18 protein-coding genes are annotated in these 17,096 nt (G+C 67.2%); 7 read left to right on the forward strand and 11 right to left on the reverse strand.

All coding sequences use genetic code 11. The features are described 5' to 3' along the window. Positions 1-6 precede the first annotated feature (6 nt). Positions 7-402, reverse strand: coding sequence for a hypothetical protein (locus FB474_RS07325; protein WP_141788047.1), 396 nt, complete (start codon positions 400-402; stop codon positions 7-9). Positions 403-1,177: 775 nt separating this feature from the next. Further along, positions 1,178-1,552: a VOC family protein gene (locus FB474_RS07330; protein ID WP_141788048.1), complete on the reverse strand. Its 375-nt coding sequence runs from the start codon at positions 1,550-1,552 to the stop codon at positions 1,178-1,180. A gap of 165 nt (positions 1,553-1,717) precedes the next feature. Here FB474_RS07330 and FB474_RS07335 point away from each other — a divergent pair, with 165 nt between their 5' ends. Next, on the forward strand, positions 1,718-2,029 hold the full coding sequence (locus FB474_RS07335) for a hypothetical protein (protein ID WP_141788049.1): 312 nt from the start codon (positions 1,718-1,720) through the stop codon (positions 2,027-2,029). A gap of 318 nt (positions 2,030-2,347) precedes the next feature. Here FB474_RS07335 and FB474_RS07340 read toward each other — a convergent pair whose 3' ends face one another. Next, positions 2,348-2,773 (reverse strand): VOC family protein, encoded by a 426-nt coding sequence (locus FB474_RS07340; RefSeq protein ID WP_221632469.1) that lies wholly within the window; start codon positions 2,771-2,773, stop codon positions 2,348-2,350. A 150-nt stretch (positions 2,774-2,923) separates the two neighbouring features. Between FB474_RS07340 and FB474_RS07345 the strand changes: the two genes are divergently transcribed. Beyond that, positions 2,924-3,637 (forward strand): hypothetical protein, encoded by a 714-nt coding sequence (locus tag FB474_RS07345; protein ID WP_141788050.1) that lies wholly within the window; start codon positions 2,924-2,926, stop codon positions 3,635-3,637. Positions 3,638-3,682: 45 nt separating this feature from the next. On the opposite strand, the gene FB474_RS07350 is transcribed toward FB474_RS07345, so the two are convergent. Next, complete coding sequence (locus FB474_RS07350) at positions 3,683-4,129, reverse strand: YunG family protein (RefSeq protein WP_221632470.1); 447 nt, start codon at positions 4,127-4,129, stop codon at positions 3,683-3,685. A 758-nt stretch (positions 4,130-4,887) separates the two neighbouring features. Next, positions 4,888-5,043 carry a hypothetical protein gene (locus FB474_RS20720; protein ID WP_185746082.1) on the reverse strand — a complete coding sequence of 52 codons (156 nt, stop codon included), beginning with the start codon at positions 5,041-5,043 and terminating at the stop codon, positions 4,888-4,890. 356 nt (positions 5,044-5,399) lie between these two features. Here FB474_RS20720 and FB474_RS07355 point away from each other — a divergent pair, with 356 nt between their 5' ends. Continuing rightward, the gene (locus tag FB474_RS07355; RefSeq protein WP_141788051.1) at positions 5,400-5,909 is read left to right on the forward strand and encodes a hypothetical protein; all 510 of its coding nucleotides are present in this window, start codon (positions 5,400-5,402) and stop codon (positions 5,907-5,909) included. A 1,842-nt stretch (positions 5,910-7,751) separates the two neighbouring features. Here FB474_RS07355 and FB474_RS07360 read toward each other — a convergent pair. After that, entirely contained in the window at positions 7,752-8,048 is a 297-nt protein-coding gene (locus tag FB474_RS07360; protein ID WP_141788052.1) for a hypothetical protein, read from the reverse strand. Positions 8,049-8,570: 522 nt separating this feature from the next. Between FB474_RS07360 and FB474_RS07365 the strand changes: the two genes are divergently transcribed. After that, entirely contained in the window at positions 8,571-10,028 is a 1,458-nt protein-coding gene (locus FB474_RS07365) for a Kelch repeat-containing protein (RefSeq protein ID WP_141788053.1), read from the forward strand. 396 nt (positions 10,029-10,424) lie between these two features. Here the strand turns inward: FB474_RS07365 and FB474_RS07370 are convergent, their stop codons facing one another. Both FB474_RS07370 and FB474_RS07375 read right to left on the reverse strand, forming a co-directional pair. Next, entirely contained in the window at positions 10,425-11,351 is a 927-nt protein-coding gene (locus tag FB474_RS07370) for a hypothetical protein (RefSeq protein WP_141788054.1), read from the reverse strand. A gap of 109 nt (positions 11,352-11,460) precedes the next feature. Further along, positions 11,461-12,246, reverse strand: a complete 786-nt coding sequence (locus tag FB474_RS07375) for a DUF4241 domain-containing protein (protein ID WP_185746083.1) — start codon at positions 12,244-12,246, stop codon at positions 11,461-11,463. A 383-nt stretch (positions 12,247-12,629) separates the two neighbouring features. Here FB474_RS07375 and FB474_RS07380 point away from each other — a divergent pair, with 383 nt between their 5' ends. Next, complete coding sequence (locus tag FB474_RS07380; RefSeq protein ID WP_141788056.1) at positions 12,630-12,926, forward strand: hypothetical protein; 297 nt, start codon at positions 12,630-12,632, stop codon at positions 12,924-12,926. A 59-nt stretch (positions 12,927-12,985) separates the two neighbouring features. Here the strand turns inward: FB474_RS07380 and FB474_RS07385 are convergent, their stop codons facing one another. Then, positions 12,986-13,324: a hypothetical protein gene (locus FB474_RS07385; protein WP_141788057.1), complete on the reverse strand. Its 339-nt coding sequence runs from the start codon at positions 13,322-13,324 to the stop codon at positions 12,986-12,988. A 234-nt stretch (positions 13,325-13,558) separates the two neighbouring features. Between FB474_RS07385 and FB474_RS07390 the strand changes: the two genes are divergently transcribed. Next, positions 13,559-14,149 (forward strand): DUF6518 family protein, encoded by a 591-nt coding sequence (locus tag FB474_RS07390; protein ID WP_246092073.1) that lies wholly within the window; start codon positions 13,559-13,561, stop codon positions 14,147-14,149. A 641-nt stretch (positions 14,150-14,790) separates the two neighbouring features. On the opposite strand, the gene FB474_RS07395 is transcribed toward FB474_RS07390, so the two are convergent. Together FB474_RS07395 and FB474_RS07400 are read right to left on the reverse strand one after the other, a co-directional pair. Next, positions 14,791-15,291: a DUF3592 domain-containing protein gene (locus tag FB474_RS07395; protein WP_141788059.1), complete on the reverse strand. Its 501-nt coding sequence runs from the start codon at positions 15,289-15,291 to the stop codon at positions 14,791-14,793. A gap of 400 nt (positions 15,292-15,691) precedes the next feature. Continuing rightward, complete coding sequence (locus FB474_RS07400; protein ID WP_141788060.1) at positions 15,692-16,177, reverse strand: hypothetical protein; 486 nt, start codon at positions 16,175-16,177, stop codon at positions 15,692-15,694. 185 nt (positions 16,178-16,362) lie between these two features. On the opposite strand from FB474_RS07400, the gene FB474_RS07405 reads away from it, so the two are divergent. Continuing rightward, positions 16,363-16,773 (forward strand): cupin domain-containing protein, encoded by a 411-nt coding sequence (locus FB474_RS07405; protein WP_141788061.1) that lies wholly within the window; start codon positions 16,363-16,365, stop codon positions 16,771-16,773. The last annotated feature ends 323 nt before the right edge of the window (positions 16,774-17,096 follow it).

The raw sequence follows: 17,096 nt of genomic DNA on the forward strand, positions 1-17,096 counted from the left end.
TCCCGCCTACTTCCGCTTCCACCCGTCCCACTCGGCGAAGAGTGACGCGAGCGCCCGCCAGCTTTCGTTAGGCCGGTCACCGACGACCGGCTCTGCTTCGTCTGCGCTCCACCATGACGGCGTGACGATGCGGTAGTCGCTGAAGGGATCGCCCCGGTCGAACCGGAAGGATGCTGGGCGACGACCCGCCGACTTCGTGAGTCCGATCCACAGGAGGTTGTCCGGCTTCGGAGCTCGCCCGATCGACGGGTAGGCGTCGGCGTGGTCCCACCGCCGCCACGCGTGCGAGATCGCGAACTCGAAGTCGAGTTTCGACCTCGGGACCTCGCTGAACCCGAGCATCGCCAGCCCGAGCGCGAGCCCCTCAATCACTTCCCCCACCTGCTGGTCCCTCGTCGCCATGCGGAGCACCATAGAGCGCCCCGCGGACAGTTCACCTAGCAGATCCCGGGCAGCCGCCTCCGCGCGCCCGGTTCATGCATCACGTGAGGCGATGCGCTGACCGAGCGTAAGGCCTAACGGTGTCGCTCTCATACGCCATCCGGAGTCGTCACGGCGCCCACCGTGGAATGAGGCTCCTTCAGCGTCACAAAGCACAACTCTGCTGCGTCTTAGTGGGCGAAATGACGCACGCACGTCACGCCGGGAGTCCTGGTCGCCCGGGATTCCGACCCAGAGTTGTTCGCTGGTGGCCCCTGGACGGAAGCTGGCGGCCGCATCTAGCGGCGGTGAGGCAGCAGGCATCTGAGCGTGTGCTCGCCCGTGGTGCTGATTTGAGCTATTTCGGGATGTAGCCCTCACGTTGCGTCATGCCCTGCTTTCGGTGAAGCAGGACATGACGCAACGTCGCACCTACATCCCGAGGCAGAGCGAGGACTGTGGCTACAAGTCAGGGCGATGTCGTCCTGTTGGGCGGACGCCGGTGACCAATCATCGGGCGTGGCTGGCGCGAGTCGGTATGCGCTACGCGCAGCTTGAGGGAGTGGTTCGAGAACGCCACCACGGCGACCGACTCCAGGAAGCCTCACCCCTCCATCCGTTGCGCGACCTTTCACGCAGTCTGGCGCGACCCGGTCTCGGCGTGGCTGGGCGCCCGCTCACGAATCCCGCGGAACGGGGGATGCCCGACTGGCGGCGGAAAGACGCACTTCACGCATCCCGGATGAGCGGACGCCGGTCAATCGCTGTGAGAGCCACCGAACACGATGCAGAACGGGTGGCCCACCGGGTCTGTGAAAACGCGAAAACCCGTCTCGCGCGCCGCGGGCAGACGGGTGGCGCCTGCGGCGACGAGGCGCCGCTCGGCTTCATCCGGATCAATCACTCGGATGTCGAGGTGCATCTGTTGGGGATGCGTGGGATCTGGCCAGCGCGGTGGCACCCACGGAGTCACCCGCTGGAACGCCAACTGCCGCGAACCGGGCGCTGAGCCGATGACGACCCATCCTTCAATGTCTTCGTTGACCCTCATACCCAAGACCTGGCAGTAAAAGCCTGCCAGGGCACGCGGGTCTGGGCAGTCGATGACGGTCTTCTCGAGGTGTCCGATCACGTGAGGAGTCTGCCAACCTTCGCCCGGGCTTAGCCTTGACGACGGCATTTCGCGGAACGCGGCAGATGAGGGCGTTTGCGACCCGCGGACCCGACCGGATGGACGCTTCCAGGTCCGCATGTCCCAGCAAGATGGCACCCTTTCCTCGGGAGAGAGGGGGTGGCGATGTCGCGGATGCGATGGCTGCGACCACTGTGGTCGCGTCGAGCCGAGCGTGAGCTCGCCGTCGAGCTGGGCTCGTCCTGGGTGACGCGCGCCGGCCTACGCGTGGCCTACACGGCCGCGTTCCTGGTTCCCCTCCACACCGCCGGGTGGCTGGTGCAGCGCTCCGGGCCGCCGGCGGGACGGTGGGCCGGGCCGTTCATCGGATACGACCTGCTCGCCCTGGTGCTGGCTGCGGCGGTGACCGCCGGGTCTCACCGTCGAGACATCCGCCGGCGACTCCGCTCCGGCGACGCGGTTGACGCCACCCGTTGAGCTGAGCCCCGGCCGGCAGGGTGCGGCTCTGTCCAGCGACGGGCTCACCCGGAGAGCGGGGAGGGCTCCGGGTCGCACCGTGCCGCAGCCGTGGGTCGCCGCCGTGTGGACGTAGCTCACCTAGTCAGAGCGCCGCCCTGGATGGTTCGGCCTTCAGGAGGTGCGTCCACCGCCCACGTACTCGTGTGCACGGCTCTGGTGAAGGCGATGCGGATCCACCGCACCTGAACTTCAACACGCTGTAGTCGGCAGATCCGGAAAAGCGCAGGCCCCCGACTGGCGGCGGAATGACGCACTCACTGCGGCATGTGAGGACGGCTATCTGAACTCGGTGAGAGACAGAACGTTTCCGTCGGGATCGGTGAACCACGCGATGCGATCGCCGTTCGGAGTCGTCCACACGCCGTGAGCGTCCTGCTCCATGCCGTCGTAAAGGGCGAACACGACGCCGAGGGATTCGAGTCCGCTGACGGCCTCGCTCATATCTGTGACACGCCAGCCGAGCACCGTGTAGCCGGGGTGGGCTACCTCCGCTACGGCGGTGATGCGCAGCATCGTTCCGTGGGCATCGAACACGCAAGCGTACGCGTTCTCATCCACGATGGGGAGCCCAAGAGTGGACTCGTAGAACGAACGTGCCCTGGCCAGGTCCGTGGTCGGAGCGAAGGCAATCATGTCGCTGGTTGCTAACACATTGGACCCCTCAGCGTCGACGAAAGGCTGGCCGACCTCAGTGTGGCGCACGAACGCGTGGCGTCCTCACATCGGCAGTTCAGGACGCCACTCTTTGCGGCAGAGGAGTGCATTCTGCGAAGGACGGCCAAGTGGCCGGTGCCACCAGCCACTCGGCCGGCGATGGGTCTTGGTGTCGGTGTCGACAGTTAGCGTCGCGGCATGGAACGTGATTGGACGAAGACGTTGGCGGCGGTGGCCGAGCATCTCAACCGTCGCGATGGGCTCGAGTGGATGCTCGTCGGAAGTGCGGCAACAGCGCTCCGCGTCGGGGCGATCACTCCTTCGGACGTTGACATCGTCGTCCTTCATCCCGACGACGTCTCTCGCGCCGCGACCGTTCTGCCAACGCCGCTGTCCGTTGAACCGGGCAAGGCTGATGAACCACCTGCGTGGATCAGCACGGTGGCCGAACCCACGCTTTACTTCGGTGACGCGCGTGAGCGGTGGAGCTTCGGTGTCTGGTTCATCCAGGGTGTCAAGGTTGAGCTGGCGCACATTGACGCACCGGCCGTGGCGGAGTTGATGATCGAGACACGCTCATCGGCGGTGTGGCGCGAACGAGACACCCTCACGTGCCAAGGCGAGCCCGTCCCGACTGTCCCGATCGAGACGCAACTCGCGACGATGGCCGCCCGGGAACAACACGTGCGCCTCGAGGCCGTCCTCGCCGCCATTGAGAGAAGCCGACTGAATCTCAACCTGCCGCTGCTGCGCCGCGCGTTCGCGGACAGGCAGTCAGAATCTCCCAACATGGTTGTCCCCGAACCGCTACGAGCCCTTCTCCGGCCGCGGGATCCCCGGGGTGACTCAAGGACTGGCAGACCCGCGGATGAGTCCAGAACATCGGTGAAGTATCCGCACGATAAGGCATGAAGAAGCAGGCGTAGCCGCCCTCAGCCCGGCAGGGTCGTGCGCGGTTCAGGCCCGTGCATCGGCGGCTAGAGCTGCGAAGACTCGCCCGCGCAGGAGCGCGTACTGCTCGCGGTGACGACGCGGAGCGTCAGGCGGTCGAGCGACCACCCTGCCGGCCACAACCTCCTCGTCTGGTCGAAACTGATCCGCGGTGAGGTCCACCTCAGAACCCTCCGGAAGTTGGTTCCAGTAGTGATGGCCGACGTGGACGCCGCCGACGTGGACCTCGCCGATGATCAAGTCACCGCCGAGGACATCCTGCACGACCAGCGCCGTCATGCCGCACTGGTCGCGGGCTGGGTTCAGGGGAGTCCACTCCTCTCGGCTGTCCGGGTAGCAGGTATCGGCGCCCCAAGCCGAGCGGAAGTATGGACGAAGCTCATCAGCCGTGATCGCCACAACAGAACCATTCCACCTGCCGCCGACATACCTCGCACGGAACAGCGTCCGCACATCGGCAAGTCAGGACGTTGGCCGGTGTGTTTGAGCAAGACGCCACGTCATCTAGGCGTCGCACATCAGTTGGCGGATCACACACCGGAGACCGGTTGTGGTCCGCCTGTAGATCCGCGACACCTGTCCGTCAACTGATGTGCGACACCCGGAACGGGCGGACAGCGGCATGGAAGTGCGGTTTCACCGACTGACAAGCCGCGCGGTCAGTGCTCGTGTTGGTCCAACGCTGTCTCCGCGGCGACGAAGCCCCCGAGACGTGTTGCCAGTGGCCAGGGAGGAGCCTCCGGCTTTCCTGTCCAGGTCAGGTGGACGATCGCGAACGTATTGTCCGATGCCCGGAACACCACGTCATCGCAGCCTTCACACTTTGCAACGGCGCGGAGGCCGAGACCGTACAACGCATGGCCAGGTGCCACCTCCGCCCTCGCCTCGTTCTCGAACGTCGGCGCGTGGTCGGCCCCAAGGCGAAGCCATGGCTCTCGAAGCTCCCGGTCACTCACGGCGACAGCCTCGCACGGAGTGCACGCTCGTCGGCAGATCCGGAAACGCGGGTGCGCCGACTGGCGGCGGAGTGACGCAGTGCGCGACTACGCCGTCAGCGGCGGATGAGTGCGTTCGCGGTGCGGTCGCCGGCCCTATGAGATAGCGCTGTATCGCGCCTTCGTGAGGAGGTGTTTCGCGGGGGTTTGGGATGCGGCTGAGGCCCTACACCCCGCCGACCGGCGACCTCCACGTCCAGCCGTCGGAGCGCAGTCTCAAACGCACACCCAGCAGTAGACGTAGAGGTCCTCAGCACGCGCCTGTCGCGCCAGCTCCGCCATCGCGCTGAGCACTTCGGTCAACTGCGCGGGATCGCCGGCGCCCCAGAACTCCTCAGTGGCCGCCCACGGGACGGCCACTTCGGCAAGCACTCAGAGAACCCGGAAAGGCGCCAGGTTGGAACACCCGTTTTGCACGCGCGGCAGATTCCCGCACGCACCTCCGTGCAACCTGAGGCCCAGCGGGCTCGTGCGTGGCTACACTCCGCCCAACGGGGTGTTCGTTTGGGGGAACGATGAAGTTGCGTGTCCTTGTCGCACTGGGCTCGCTGGCGGCCCTGGCCGCGTGTGCTACCACGCCTGGACATGGCACGACGCAGGGGAAGACGACGGTCACCGACCCCCCGCGGGCCACGTCCACCTCGCCGACGCCCACGCCGACAGCCACGACGTCGCCCCCTGACGGCTACGCCATTAGGCAGGCAGCTGCGGGGCCGACCGCAGCCCTGATGCTCTTCGAGCCGCTGATGAAGAAGGCCGGGTTCACGATCCGTCAGCAGCGGGCGTTTTTCACCGACCACGGCTGGTTCCGGCAGTGCGGCGGGGACCCAAACGTCGGCCAGTTCACGCTGGGCTGGACCACCGAACAGTGGGAACTCAAGAGCTCCTCGGTCCTGGAGGAGGACGTCGTCGAGTTCGTGCCACCCGGAGCCACCGACGCGATGAGAATCATCAAGAAGCGGTACAACGCGTGCAGTTCCTACACCCTCGACCACGACAAGCTGAACAACATCAAGGCCGTCGCCCTGCCAAAGGCCAGGTTCATCGACGACCAGGTCGCGTGGTGCCAGGACGGCAACGGCACCGCCTTCACCTTGTGCGTCGCCGAGTACCGGCGCGGCGACAAGATCCTGCAACTGTGGGCAGCGACTGCGACCAAGTCCGACGGACTGACGCTCTTGGGCGTGGCGACCGCGGCACTCGGAGCACGCATCGCCGCCAACGGCACCAAGTCTTAACCCTCCGATCCACCAGCTCTTAATCGGTCGTCGTTGCTCCACCACCTGGCCGAATGCACCGAGTGGCCGTGCGGGGTGGAGTGCTCAAGGCGGCATGGCGCGGCGCTCTAGTGGCCGCTGTAGCCCCTGGCCTGACGCCGCTTGGGCGTTGGAGCCAGCCTGGCCTCAGAACCCATGCACGACGATCGGCTCCACCGTGCCGCGCCGGTAGTCATCGATGACCTGCCACTCGTGAGGCACTACGGGGTGGGGTTACGCATCGAGGGGAACCATTGAAGGTCCGCGCACTTCTCGGGCTCTCGGATTTCCGGCACACCGGACCATTGGGTCGTGAGCAGGAAGTAGTCGACCCGCTGGTCGATCGGTGCGCTCCCGGCTGACCGGTGCATCGCGCACAGCGGCTCAAGCTCGAGCTCCTTGACGCCGAGTTCCCCGAGCGGCTCCCGCTTGACGGAAGTCGATGGGCTGACTGCTAGTTGGAGCTCAGCCCAGCCACGATGGTGATCCATCTGTGGGACCAAGCGGAGCCGTCACCTCTCGCCCGATGACCTGCTCGGGCCGACCGTTTGGGGGATGCCGGGCGGGCGGGAAACCCACAGACTCAGTGCGCGTCCTCCTCGGTTCGCCCTCACCCCCTGGAGTGTGGTCGGGGAGGACGTCTCTGTGGCCGCGATAGGCGTCGTGTCCGTTGTGGGTGGTGGTTTCCTGCCTTAGTGTGGGCCGGGCACAGGAAAATCACAGGCAGCATGCAGGGATCCCCGGGCAGGGGTGGGAGTCACGAGGCACCCAGCGAGCGGGCTCCCCTTCCGCGTTAGCGGGTCCGCTCGCCCTCATGGGCGGCCTTGTCGCGAACCTTCGTCGAGTGGAGGGACCCTCCAGCCACTTCCGGCCATGCCGTGAGAGGAGCGAACCGTGGGCGCCCGAAGGCTCATCCTCGCGACACTCTTCGGCGAGCCAACTCCTGCTGAACCTCGCGGTGTCGTCGGGCCTTCAGGGTCACCTCGGGGTGAAGGCGCGAGATCCCGGGAGTGCCAAGGCGCCGCCTTGCAGTTACCTCCACCGCGAAGGCGTTCCAGGCGGACTTGGTTCTGTCGAACTCGCCTTCCAGTTCGTCGTCCGTTAGGTGGTCGACCGGCTTCACCATCCCGGCACGCTACCGCGACCGGTCTCTGGCGAAGGAGGCGCCCAAGCCGGTCCGGAGGGGGCCGCCGACACCAACTTGTGAGCCGATGTATGGGCCCGCCGCAGGGGTGAGTGCGCGGGGTATGCGCGTGGACCATGAGCGCCTCGCGGCTGGGTTTGGGCCCGCTGCGATGTGGGTGCGGAGGCCGGGTCCGCGGGGTTGAGAAGCCCGCTCCGTCGGCTGGGTGCAAACTGGAGTTCCGGGCAGCCGGCCCCGAGCGGACCTCCGTCGTCGCCAGCGCCTGAGGCGGTGACCGGGGGAGGAGGCGAGGCGGGGCATTCCGAGGTGGTTCGAGTGCCCCGCCTCGTTTGTGTGTCCTGGGCTGGGTAGCCCGGGAGCGCGTAGCGGTGGGGTGCGCGAGGACGGCGCGAAGCGCCGCCCGCAGTGCGGGGTCCCACCGGCGAATCGTGGAGGGCGAGGCCGGGCCGGGTCGCGCTGCGTTCCGTTGGCCTCTGAGCTGCGAAAGCTTCTGGGCGAGGACCTGACTCGTCCGCCAATGCATCGCCCCAGTATTCCCGCGTGACGCACCCGGCCCAACGTTACACGCCTAGTGTTTTCGCCCGAGGTCTCTATCCCTCGATGATGGCGCTTCTGGCCGCGGTGTCCAGACGTTCAACGGTCGCCCTAGCGCGGCGGAATGACGCACTCACTGCGGCCGATCAGTGCTCGTGCTGGTCCATCGCTGTCTCCACCGCGATGAAACCTCCGAGTCGGGTCGTGTCTGGCCATGGGGGGGTGTCTGGCTTGCGCATCCAGCTGAGGTGGACGATCGCGAATGTTCCGTCTGCTGCGCGAAACACCGCAGAGCCACAGCCTTCGCACTTCGCGATCGCTGTCAGTGCGACCCCGTGCAGTTCGTGGCCTGCGGCGATCTCCGTCGCCACTTCAGCCTCGAAGGCACGGGCACGGTCGCCTTCTAGCCGAAGCCAGGGCTCGCGGAAGTCGATGGAGGTCACAGACGCAGATTGCCACGAGTACCGCGCCTGCACATGGCTGAGGAAGAGCCACTGCGGCATGGGCGCGGGCCTTCTCAGGAATCCGCCTCGAGTCGGTGGGCAAAGCAGTGGCGCCCCGGAGCACGTGCTCGCGCCATGGCGGTGTCGCGATCTGGCTCTAAGCCGGCCAGTTCCGGTCAGGACGGCACGGCGGCCACGCCCACATCGTGTCTCGGGCGAAGGGCGTCAATGCCCCATCCGACGTGAGCGGACCCGACCTGACGGAGCCACGCAAACGCACGGAGTTCTGCCGTTCAGAGCATCTGGAGGTGAACGTCGGCGTGGACTCGTATGACAGCTGGGCGGCGCTGCGCAGTCGTGTCGATGCTCTCGCCTGCCGCGACGCGATCGCGTAGAACGCGCAGGACTGCTGCGCGCCTCGGCGGAGGGCGGCGTCCCTGAACTGGTGGAGGCAGCCGCACGTCCACACCTCCTACGGTCACCTCACGGTCGGGTCGCGGCCGTGAGCAGGGAGGGAACCCCATGAACAGATGGATGGGCCGCGCCGCGGCCCTGCTCGCGCTCAGCGTCGCACTGGCTGGTGGAGGCGCCGCGGCGCAGGCCAGCGTCCCGGCTGCGGTCCCGCAGGTCAGCAGCCCGGGCCAGTGGGCGACGACCGGCGACATGACGACCGCCCGGGAGTATCACGACGCTGCCGCGCTCGCCAACGGCCATGCCCTGGTCGCCGGCGGGGTGGACGCGGTCGGCAACATCTTGGCCAGCGCCGAGGTGTACAGCCAGGCCACCGGAACCTGGGGCGCCACGGGCTCCATGAGCCAGGTCCGGCTCCGGCATCGCCTCACGGCCTTGGCGGACGGGAAGGTCCTGGTCAGCGGCGGCCAAGGCGGCGGCAGCGGCAGCATGGGTGGCAGCGGCAACAGCTTGGTCAGCGCCGAGCTGTACGACCCCGCCACCGGAACCTGGGCCGCGACCGGCAGCATGAGCACCGCCCGGGCTGAGCACACCGCGACCCTGCTGCCTGGCGGCAAGGTTCTGGTCGCCGGCGGAGATGACTTATCCGTCGCGACGGCCAGTGCCGAGCTGTACGACCCGGCCACCGGCACCTGGGCGCCGACCGGGCGCATGAGCACCCCCCGCGCCGGTCACACCGCGACGGTGCTCGCCGACGGGCGCGTCCTGGTCGCCGGCGGCGGCAACGCCCAGGGTGTCCCCGTGGCCAGCGCCGAGGTGTACGACCCGGCGACGGGCACCTGGGCGGCCACCGGAAGCATGAGCTCCGCTCGAAGCGCGCACACCGCGACCCTGCTGACGGACGGCAAGGTCCTGGTCGCCGGCGGCTTCGACGGGACGTCCGCCGTCGCCGCGGCGGAACTGTACGACCCCGCGACCGGCACGTGGGCGGTCACCGGCAGCATGAACGCGGCCCGCTACGAGCACACCGCCACGCTGCTGCCCACGGGCCAGGTGCTCACGGTCGGCGGCTGCTGCCAGGATCCGGCCGGCGCCGAGCTGTACGACCCCGCCACGCGCACCTGGTCCACCACCGCCAGCCTGCACACCGGTCGTTACCTTCACGCCGCGACGCTGCTGTCCAGCGGAGAGGTGCTGGTCGCCGGCGGCCTGCTCATCAGCGGCACCGAGCGCACCGCGAGCGCTGAGGTGTACCAGCAGGCCGCGCGGCCGGACGGCTCGTTGCACATCAAACGCATCACCGCAAAGGTTTCCGGACGGCAACTGACGGCGCGTGCCACCTTCACCGACGAGGACCCGAACGGGACCGTGACCCAGTTCAGTGCGACGTTCACTTGGGGCGATGGGAGCACCTCCCCGGCGAAGGTCAGCCGTAACCGGGCCGGGCTGTTCGTGGCGTCCGCCGCGCACACGTACGCCAAGGCAGCCCGGTACACGGTCACGGTCACCATCTGCGACGTTGGAGGGGCCGCCACCAGCGGCTCCAAGACCGTGAGCATCGGTTCCTAGGATCGCCCTCGCGTCCGCAGCCTCGGTCGTCCACACAGTGAGGGCGGCCGAGCTGCGGACGCCGGATCGCGGCAGGCCTCAGTCGGTGCGGCGGCCCAGGTGCGCCCAATGCGCCGCAGTCAGCGGCGCCGCCCTCAGCAAGAACCAGCGGCGGATGTTCGCCTCAAGCACCTCCGCACGGCAATCTGGGCACGCGCGACGGCCCTTCGGCACGAGCTCCGGTAGCTGCCCAGCCAGCCCAAGAGTCCTTTCTGTTGGAGCTGGCGACGGCACTTGAGCCCCCTGGCGGAGGTCCCCGGTTCGGCACGAGAGCGCGGACGGCGGCATTTCTTCGCCAATCGCGGCAGGTGTGCGGCGGTTCCGGCTGTTCGCGCAATTTGCAGCGCGACGGCACCTTCACCCGGACGCGATGGGCGAGAGTAGGTCGCCGGTCTTCCAGTCCCGGGCCAGCAGTTGCCCGTCGAGCACGGCAGCCGTCAGGGGCCGTCCACTGGTTACCCATGTCCGCGCAACTCGCAGGTTCCCTGGGTCGAGGGAGACCACGTCACCAGATCCTGGTCGCGGGGCCAGGATCTCTTGCTCATCCCGGCTCATCCACAGGTCTCCGAGGAACATGCGATGCCCGTTGTTGGCCGGGGGCTGGCCAAGCCATCGGTCCTCAACGCCCAGAGAGGCGGCGTCGAGCCTGACGACGGTGTCGTAGTCGACCGCCCAGACCTCCGTTCCGCCCGCTCGAAGGAAGGGGACCGGATTGCCCAGGCGCCCCGCGAGTGGCACCTCGCGGATCACCGACAGGTCGATCGGGTCGCACAGCACGAGATCTGAGCAGCGTTGAATGCCGAACAGGTACTCCCCGCTGGGCAGCTCCACGGCAGACAGGACCTGTTGGTACATGGGGTCGTACTTCTGCTGGTCGAACCAGTCCAGGCGACGGATGCTGACCTGGCTGGCGCCGACCTCGGTGAGGTAGTAGCCGCCGGCGCCGGTCGCCGCATCGTCGAGGAACGCCACGAACAGCCGAGCGTGGCCCCGGAACCCGTTCAGGTCCCCTTCAACGTGCGCAGTCCACCCGTGGACGTCGACCCGTACCAAGGGATCAGCCAAGGACGACCATGGGTGGACCGATACCGATAGCCGGCCACGCAACCCATGCTGCACGACGACGGAGTCGGCCGATTCCCCCGCAGCCAGCCGAAGGTAGCCAGCATCACCGACCGGGACGCGATCCTGCACACGCTTCACCGTGTCCAGCCGCCAGATGGAGCCCTTGTCGACCCACCCGAGGTTGGACAGCAGAACCTCGCTTCCCGGGCTGGTGATCACCGGGCAACTCTGGCCGAGCGAGCTGCAGGCCACAAGCGCCCATCGGCGTGGCCGGGCGAGCGCGGCGGCCCGCCGCGAGAAGCGACCAAGGGGACCGACTCGCGCGAGGTCAGGCGCCGAGCCACCGACGCAATAGCGACTTTGGCCGCGCCGCCGGGGGCTCTTCCGCGGGAGGCGAGAGCCGTACCGCAAACGGATCGGTGGTCAGCAGGAAGTCGGTGACCACAACCGTCACCTCTCCTGAGCCGTCGACCCCGATCCACGTCGGGTACGAGCCGTCGCCCCAACCAGAGGAACACACGGCCACGGGTGTTGCTCCAGGTTCGGGCGCAACCACGGCGGCGCTGTCCGTGCCGACCCCATCGCCCAAGAGAGCCTCCGACACTGGGTCCTCGAGCATGCCCCCGTCCTCGAAAAGGACGCGTCCGACGGTCTTCATGGCATCCGGGCTGCCGAAGGACCCGGTGCCGGCATCAACGGGATACCCGAAATACCCCTCACCGTCGAGAGTCGCGACGTCTTGGCCGTCGACCGTCGCCATCACCCAGTCGCAGACCGCCGTCGGGCCGACGTGTAGGACCAGCGCGGCGACCCGCTCGTGGCCCTCGCCAATGACTGCCCGGGCCGCGACCACCTCAGCGGCCTCCGCCCCGAGCAGCTGCACAAACGGCTGAGGGTCAGCCCCCATGACGTAGGGGTCGGCCGCGACCAGACGCCCCCCAGGAAGGGCCAGCCTGCCAATCAGTTCCTGCCGTACGACGTAACGCACCTCATCCTTCGCGCCGTGATCACGAAGTTCCCCGGCCACGATTGCCGCGTAAATCCAACCCGCGCGCAACTTCCACCATGGGTCGGACGACTCTGTCTGCACACTCTGGGCCGGGAGAGCGGTCACGATCGCACCGTAGCCGAACGCCGGCGCCTGGAAGGTCCAGTCATCGACATCCTCGCGCGCTGAATGCGGCATGAGAGTGCGTTCACATCCCCGAAGTCGGCTCCGGGTGTCAGGCTTCGCTCATGCCCTCACGTTTGCGATTTGTGCTCAGCCAGCTTGGCCGGAAGCCCCATGGCGCTGCCACGCGCCGGCGGTTGATCGACGTGTCCGACCTGCCGGGGTTGGGCTGGGAAGTAGTAGACCAGCGAACCTGGCGCACCGGTCATCAAAACTCGCAAGAGCCCTGGGCCGAACGCGCAGCCGCCGCTGGCAGTGTCACGGCCTGGCGGTCCTTCCGCTCTGCGGACCGCTGGCTTTGGACCCAGCTCGTACCGACTGCGAGCGTGGCGGACAGCCAGTCGGCTCTCGACGCGGTTCCGGCTCAGCTTCTGCGAAACCTGCGGGCCAAGGTGACCCTCGAATCGGAGTCAGAGGTGCCCGGCATTGCCGTGCAGGGTGCAGACGCGACTTGGGCACATGAACAGCGCACTAGCGGCCACCGCGACGCGGGCACGACGCTGTTGCTGGCCTGGACAGTCGGGGCCGACCTCGTAATCTCAGCTGCCTCAGGGCGGCCGGAATGGGATTGGGACGAGTTGGGCGCGGTCGCGGTCAAGCAACGTGAGCGCCTGGCAATCTGATCTGTTGACCGCTGGCCCTGATAGTCCGTGTGGCACGCGCAATGCGGCAAGAGCGGACGTTAGGGCGAAGGCCGGACGGCGGTTAGCAGAGCACTGAACATCCGGTCGTCGACCGCGCCTGCGACCTGTACTCGCTCCACCGGTGACGTCTGCTTGTAGCCCAATGCCGCGTTGACTGAGTCGACGTCGAGCCAGTTGTTTGTCCCGGAGCGCGACAAGTCGTACCACCACTGACCCCGGTCTCTCGTCAGGCGGACGAGAGTGCCGTCACGCTCCCAGACGTCCTGCCGGTCGCCGAAACCCTCCGAGTCACCACCGACTGTCGAGACGTGTTGGAACTGATTGGACTCCAGCCATTGGCGCACGGCCCCGGCGTCCTGTTCTGTCAGTTCGGCCACGCGAGCATCCTTGCGTGGGGAAGGGACCTACGCACGCACATCGGCAAGACCGGAAGTTGAGGGGCGGCCGGCACGCGGCGGAATGACGCACGTTCCCATCGTTAGACCAGTCCCGCTGTCGAACGACGAAAGTCCCGCGGTCCGGGTTGTTCTCGGTCGGCAGTCCCGACTTCCTTTCGCGGTGCCCGCCTCCTGCCGCGCGTCGGGGGTGACCCGTCGGGCTGTCCTGTCACCATGTGCTCTGTGCGCTCAAAGGGGGAGACATTGAAGCGATCAGTTGCGGTGGCGGTCCTGTTGCTGTGCGCCTCGGCGGCATTTGGGGCGGCGGATCAGTATGTGGGCAGTCTGAGTTCGCACCCGTGGGGTGCGTACGTCAGTGGCCTGTCAGCGCCGTGGCTGCTCCTGCCGTTCCTCGTCGGGGTCACGCAGCGCACACCTCGGGCCGCGGTCGTGATGGGCGCCGCGTGCACGTTCGCGGCGCTGACTGGATACGCCCTGATGACTCTGAGCCCTTTCGAGAACGCCCAGCTGAACGTGGCGTCGGTTCTGGCCTTCCTGCGTGCGGGCAACTACCGGTGGTTCGTCGCGGGGGCGGTCACCGGGCCGCTGTTCGGTCGCGGCGGGTGGGCCTGGCGCCACGGCCGGGTCGGGTGGGCGGCGGTCGCGGTCGCGGCCTTCTGCCTGGAACCGGTGTTTCACCTGGTCCTGGGCAGCCCGATCCGGGTCCCGGCAGTGTGGCAGGGCGAGGTGCTCCTCGGCCTCGTCGCGACAGCCTTCCTCACCTACCGGCTTCGCAACCGCGCCGTCCCCTCCGTGCGGGCCTGAGCATGGCCATGGGGCGCGGTCGGCGCAGAGGATCGTTGTCGTGCTCGCCGTGGTTCTGCTGACTGGGTGCCTCGGTTGGCGCCAGGCCCATGGCGAGTGGCTCCCGACCGGTGATCCGCCTCGCCTTGTGGTGTGCGGGCGGACCTACCAGTCAGGCAATGCGATCCAGGTCAAGGCAGGCGATGCGATGCTCGTGGTCGCGCACTTCCCGTCGCTGGTGGGTCGGGAGGTGTGGAGCCCGAAGCCGCCGCCCAGCGCCTCTTGTTCTACTGCGGTCTTTCTGGAGACGGCTCATGGTTTCCGCGGTTACGGCCTCAGCGGTGGCCGTAGCCAGGCGCGCGCCGCGCGTCTACGACCAGGCAGGTGGGTGGCTGTACTGGATGCCACGCGTTGTCGTCGCCCAGAACGTGGCCGTTGACAACGTCGCCCGGCTTGTACTCCACGCAGGCCTTGATGCACCTTCCGGACCCCCAACCCGCGAAAAACACGTTGGCCCTGCGGGGAGCGACACGAGCGGCTCGATTTCGAGCTCAGTGAGCGTCGTCCGATGGTGGTTGCTTGCCGGTTAGGTAGTGGCCATGTCTCTTCTGTCGTCTCTTCCGGGTCGTGACAGTCGACCTAGTGGTGCTCTGTGGCGGCTCCTACAGACCCGCGTGGCCGGAAGGAGCGTCCGGCAGGGCGTGAGTTGAGCGGCTGACTGCCTTGCCTTGGAACTCCCGACGCATGGCCACGAGGCCAATGCCGCCACCGACGAGCATGCAGAGGGCGAGGCCGAGGAGCACGATCGGAAGCGTGTACCCGGGCAGGGCGCGGGCATCTGCCGCCTCGGTTGGCTTCGACGGCACGTAGCGAATGGGCACCCGGTCTCCCCGGGACGGCATCGCGGAGCCCGGCCAGTCGTAGACGTGGGCCTCGGCCTGGCGTCCGTTCTGGGTGTGGAAGAACACGATGTAGTAGGACGGCCTGTCGTGATGGTTCGTCCCGATGACCAGCCCCTCCGAGGCGGCGGGGATGGATTGGGTGCGCAGATCGTGAGCCCTCGCAGCAAAGGTCATGCCTGGGATCACGAGCGCCGCGAAGCCTGCGATGAGCAGTGCGTCGACGATGATGAATTGGGCCCATTTGGATCTGACACGGTGCACTGCAACACCCCCACGTTGCGCTTTAGGCGGCGGCCTCCTGGTCGCCCCCTTGTGACCGTCTGGGGAAAGAGTCTGGCAGTGAGTGGTGTGGCGCGGTGGGCGTTTGGCCCGGACGCCAGACCCGGCCGGACCGGTGCTCCAGGAAGGACTACCTATGCGGCGGAAAGACGCACTCACGATGGCAAGTGAATGCGGTCAGCCGTGGTGGTGCCAGGCCTAGTACTGCCCTTGGCCGACTGTGCGCCGGCGGTTCTGCTTGGTCACCCGGGGACAGCGGTTCACGATCCATTGGTCTCCGCTGCTCACCGCGTCTCTAGTAGGGCGACATCCGTGCGGCGAGCACAAAAGCCCGCCCAAGGGCAGACCGGGCGCGATGGACGGGACGCCCAGGCTGGACCGACTACTTGCCGGAGCCGCCCCCGCGGCTCTGCTGAAGCTCAGGGGCAGAGGGCCACGTCGTATAGCCCAGCTTCCGTTCCTCTCGGTATGGCCTGTACGCGACCGCAGATCCGGCGATACCGATCACGGCGGCCACAACCAGGATGCCGGCCCAGAGCATCGTCCAGATGTCGCTCCGAATGAAGTACCCCGCTGGGATGGCCGCCACGCTTACGAGGGCAGTAACAATGGGATACCTCAATGCCCGACGGTACTGGCCCGCCGGAGGCTGAATCGGGAGGTCGTGCCACTCTGGCCGAAATGCGACCCGGATTCTCTCAGTCATCTGCGCGCACTTCGATTCCTGCAACGTCGTCTTCCAGCGCTCGATAGTGCAGCTCCTGGCGACCCTCGCGATCCATGTGCTCAGTGTGGCCTCAAGGAACTCGTCCCGTCCGCCGGACACACCACCAGTCGCGGCGTACGCGGTCAGTGCTCCGTCCGGCACGCGGGGAATGACGCAATGCGCGACGCCAGCGTCAGCGGCATGTCAGTGCGTTAGTACTGTGCTCGGACGGCCGGTCCCCCCATTCGGCGAGTTGGAAGTGTTTCGAGTCACGCCCACCGTCGGACGCTGCACACTTGCCACTACCGGCTCGTGTGCTGAGCCGGGCCATCGAGCGTGGGGACCACATGAACCAGAAGTTCGTAAGTGACTCAGCCGACTTCTACCCGGCTAGGTTCGTTTCGAAGCCTTGGGGGCGCGAGATGATCTTCGCCGAGATTGACGACGTGTACGTGGGAAAGGTCCTCTTCGTGAATGCAGGTGAGTCTCTCAGCCTGCAGTTTCACGAGGAGAAGACCGAGACGATGGGCGTGATCTCTGGGCGTGGCCGTTTGGAGTTCGGCGTAGACGCCGACGCATTGGAGTGCGCCGCGTTCGGACCCGGTGACGCCGTGCATCTCCCCGCAGGGATTCTCCATCGACTCATCGCCGACGAGGACCTCGTCCTGGCGGAGGTCTCCACGGCCTTCTCCGGCTGGAGAGAGGACATCGTCCGAGTCGACGATCATTACGGGCGCTCGGGGACTACGGCGCCTTAGGCGCTAGGCAGCTTTAGCCATCCTGCGCGGCCGCCACAACTGGCATTCGAAACGGAGTGACTCCATGCCCGCATGGGCATCTGAAGTGCCTCCGGCCGCCGGCAGGTCGAACGGGCGGATTCAGGGCCAGGCCCTCCGCGGTCACGTCCGACGGGCCCTCAAACTTCCGAGCCCCCATGACGTACTCACATCGGCATGACACGAAGTTGCAAAGCGTCCCGTACGCGGCGGAATGACGCACTCACACGGCAGATCCGGACATCTGGGCAGTGCCATCCTGGCTGCGTGAATCGCTGGCGTGAGGGTCACCTGACTCGTGAGGG

The organism is Oryzihumus leptocrescens (genome assembly GCF_006716205.1).
In the GTDB taxonomy this organism is placed as follows: Bacteria; Actinomycetota; Actinomycetes; order Actinomycetales; family Dermatophilaceae; genus Oryzihumus; species Oryzihumus leptocrescens.

Coding starts and splice junctions, on each gene's coding strand:
- FB474_RS07325 (WP_141788047.1), bottom strand. CDS start 402: ATGGCGACGAGGGACCAGCAGGTGGGGGAAGTGATTGAGGGGCTCGCG.
- FB474_RS07335 (WP_141788049.1), top strand. CDS start 1,718: ATGTCGCGGATGCGATGGCTGCGACCACTGTGGTCGCGTCGAGCCGAG.
- FB474_RS07345 (WP_141788050.1), top strand. CDS start 2,924: ATGGAACGTGATTGGACGAAGACGTTGGCGGCGGTGGCCGAGCATCTC.
- FB474_RS07355 (WP_141788051.1), top strand. CDS start 5,400: ATGCTCTTCGAGCCGCTGATGAAGAAGGCCGGGTTCACGATCCGTCAG.
- FB474_RS07365 (WP_141788053.1), top strand. CDS start 8,571: ATGAACAGATGGATGGGCCGCGCCGCGGCCCTGCTCGCGCTCAGCGTC.
- FB474_RS07390 (WP_246092073.1), top strand. CDS start 13,559: ATGTGCTCTGTGCGCTCAAAGGGGGAGACATTGAAGCGATCAGTTGCG.
- FB474_RS07405 (WP_141788061.1), top strand. CDS start 16,363: ATGAACCAGAAGTTCGTAAGTGACTCAGCCGACTTCTACCCGGCTAGG.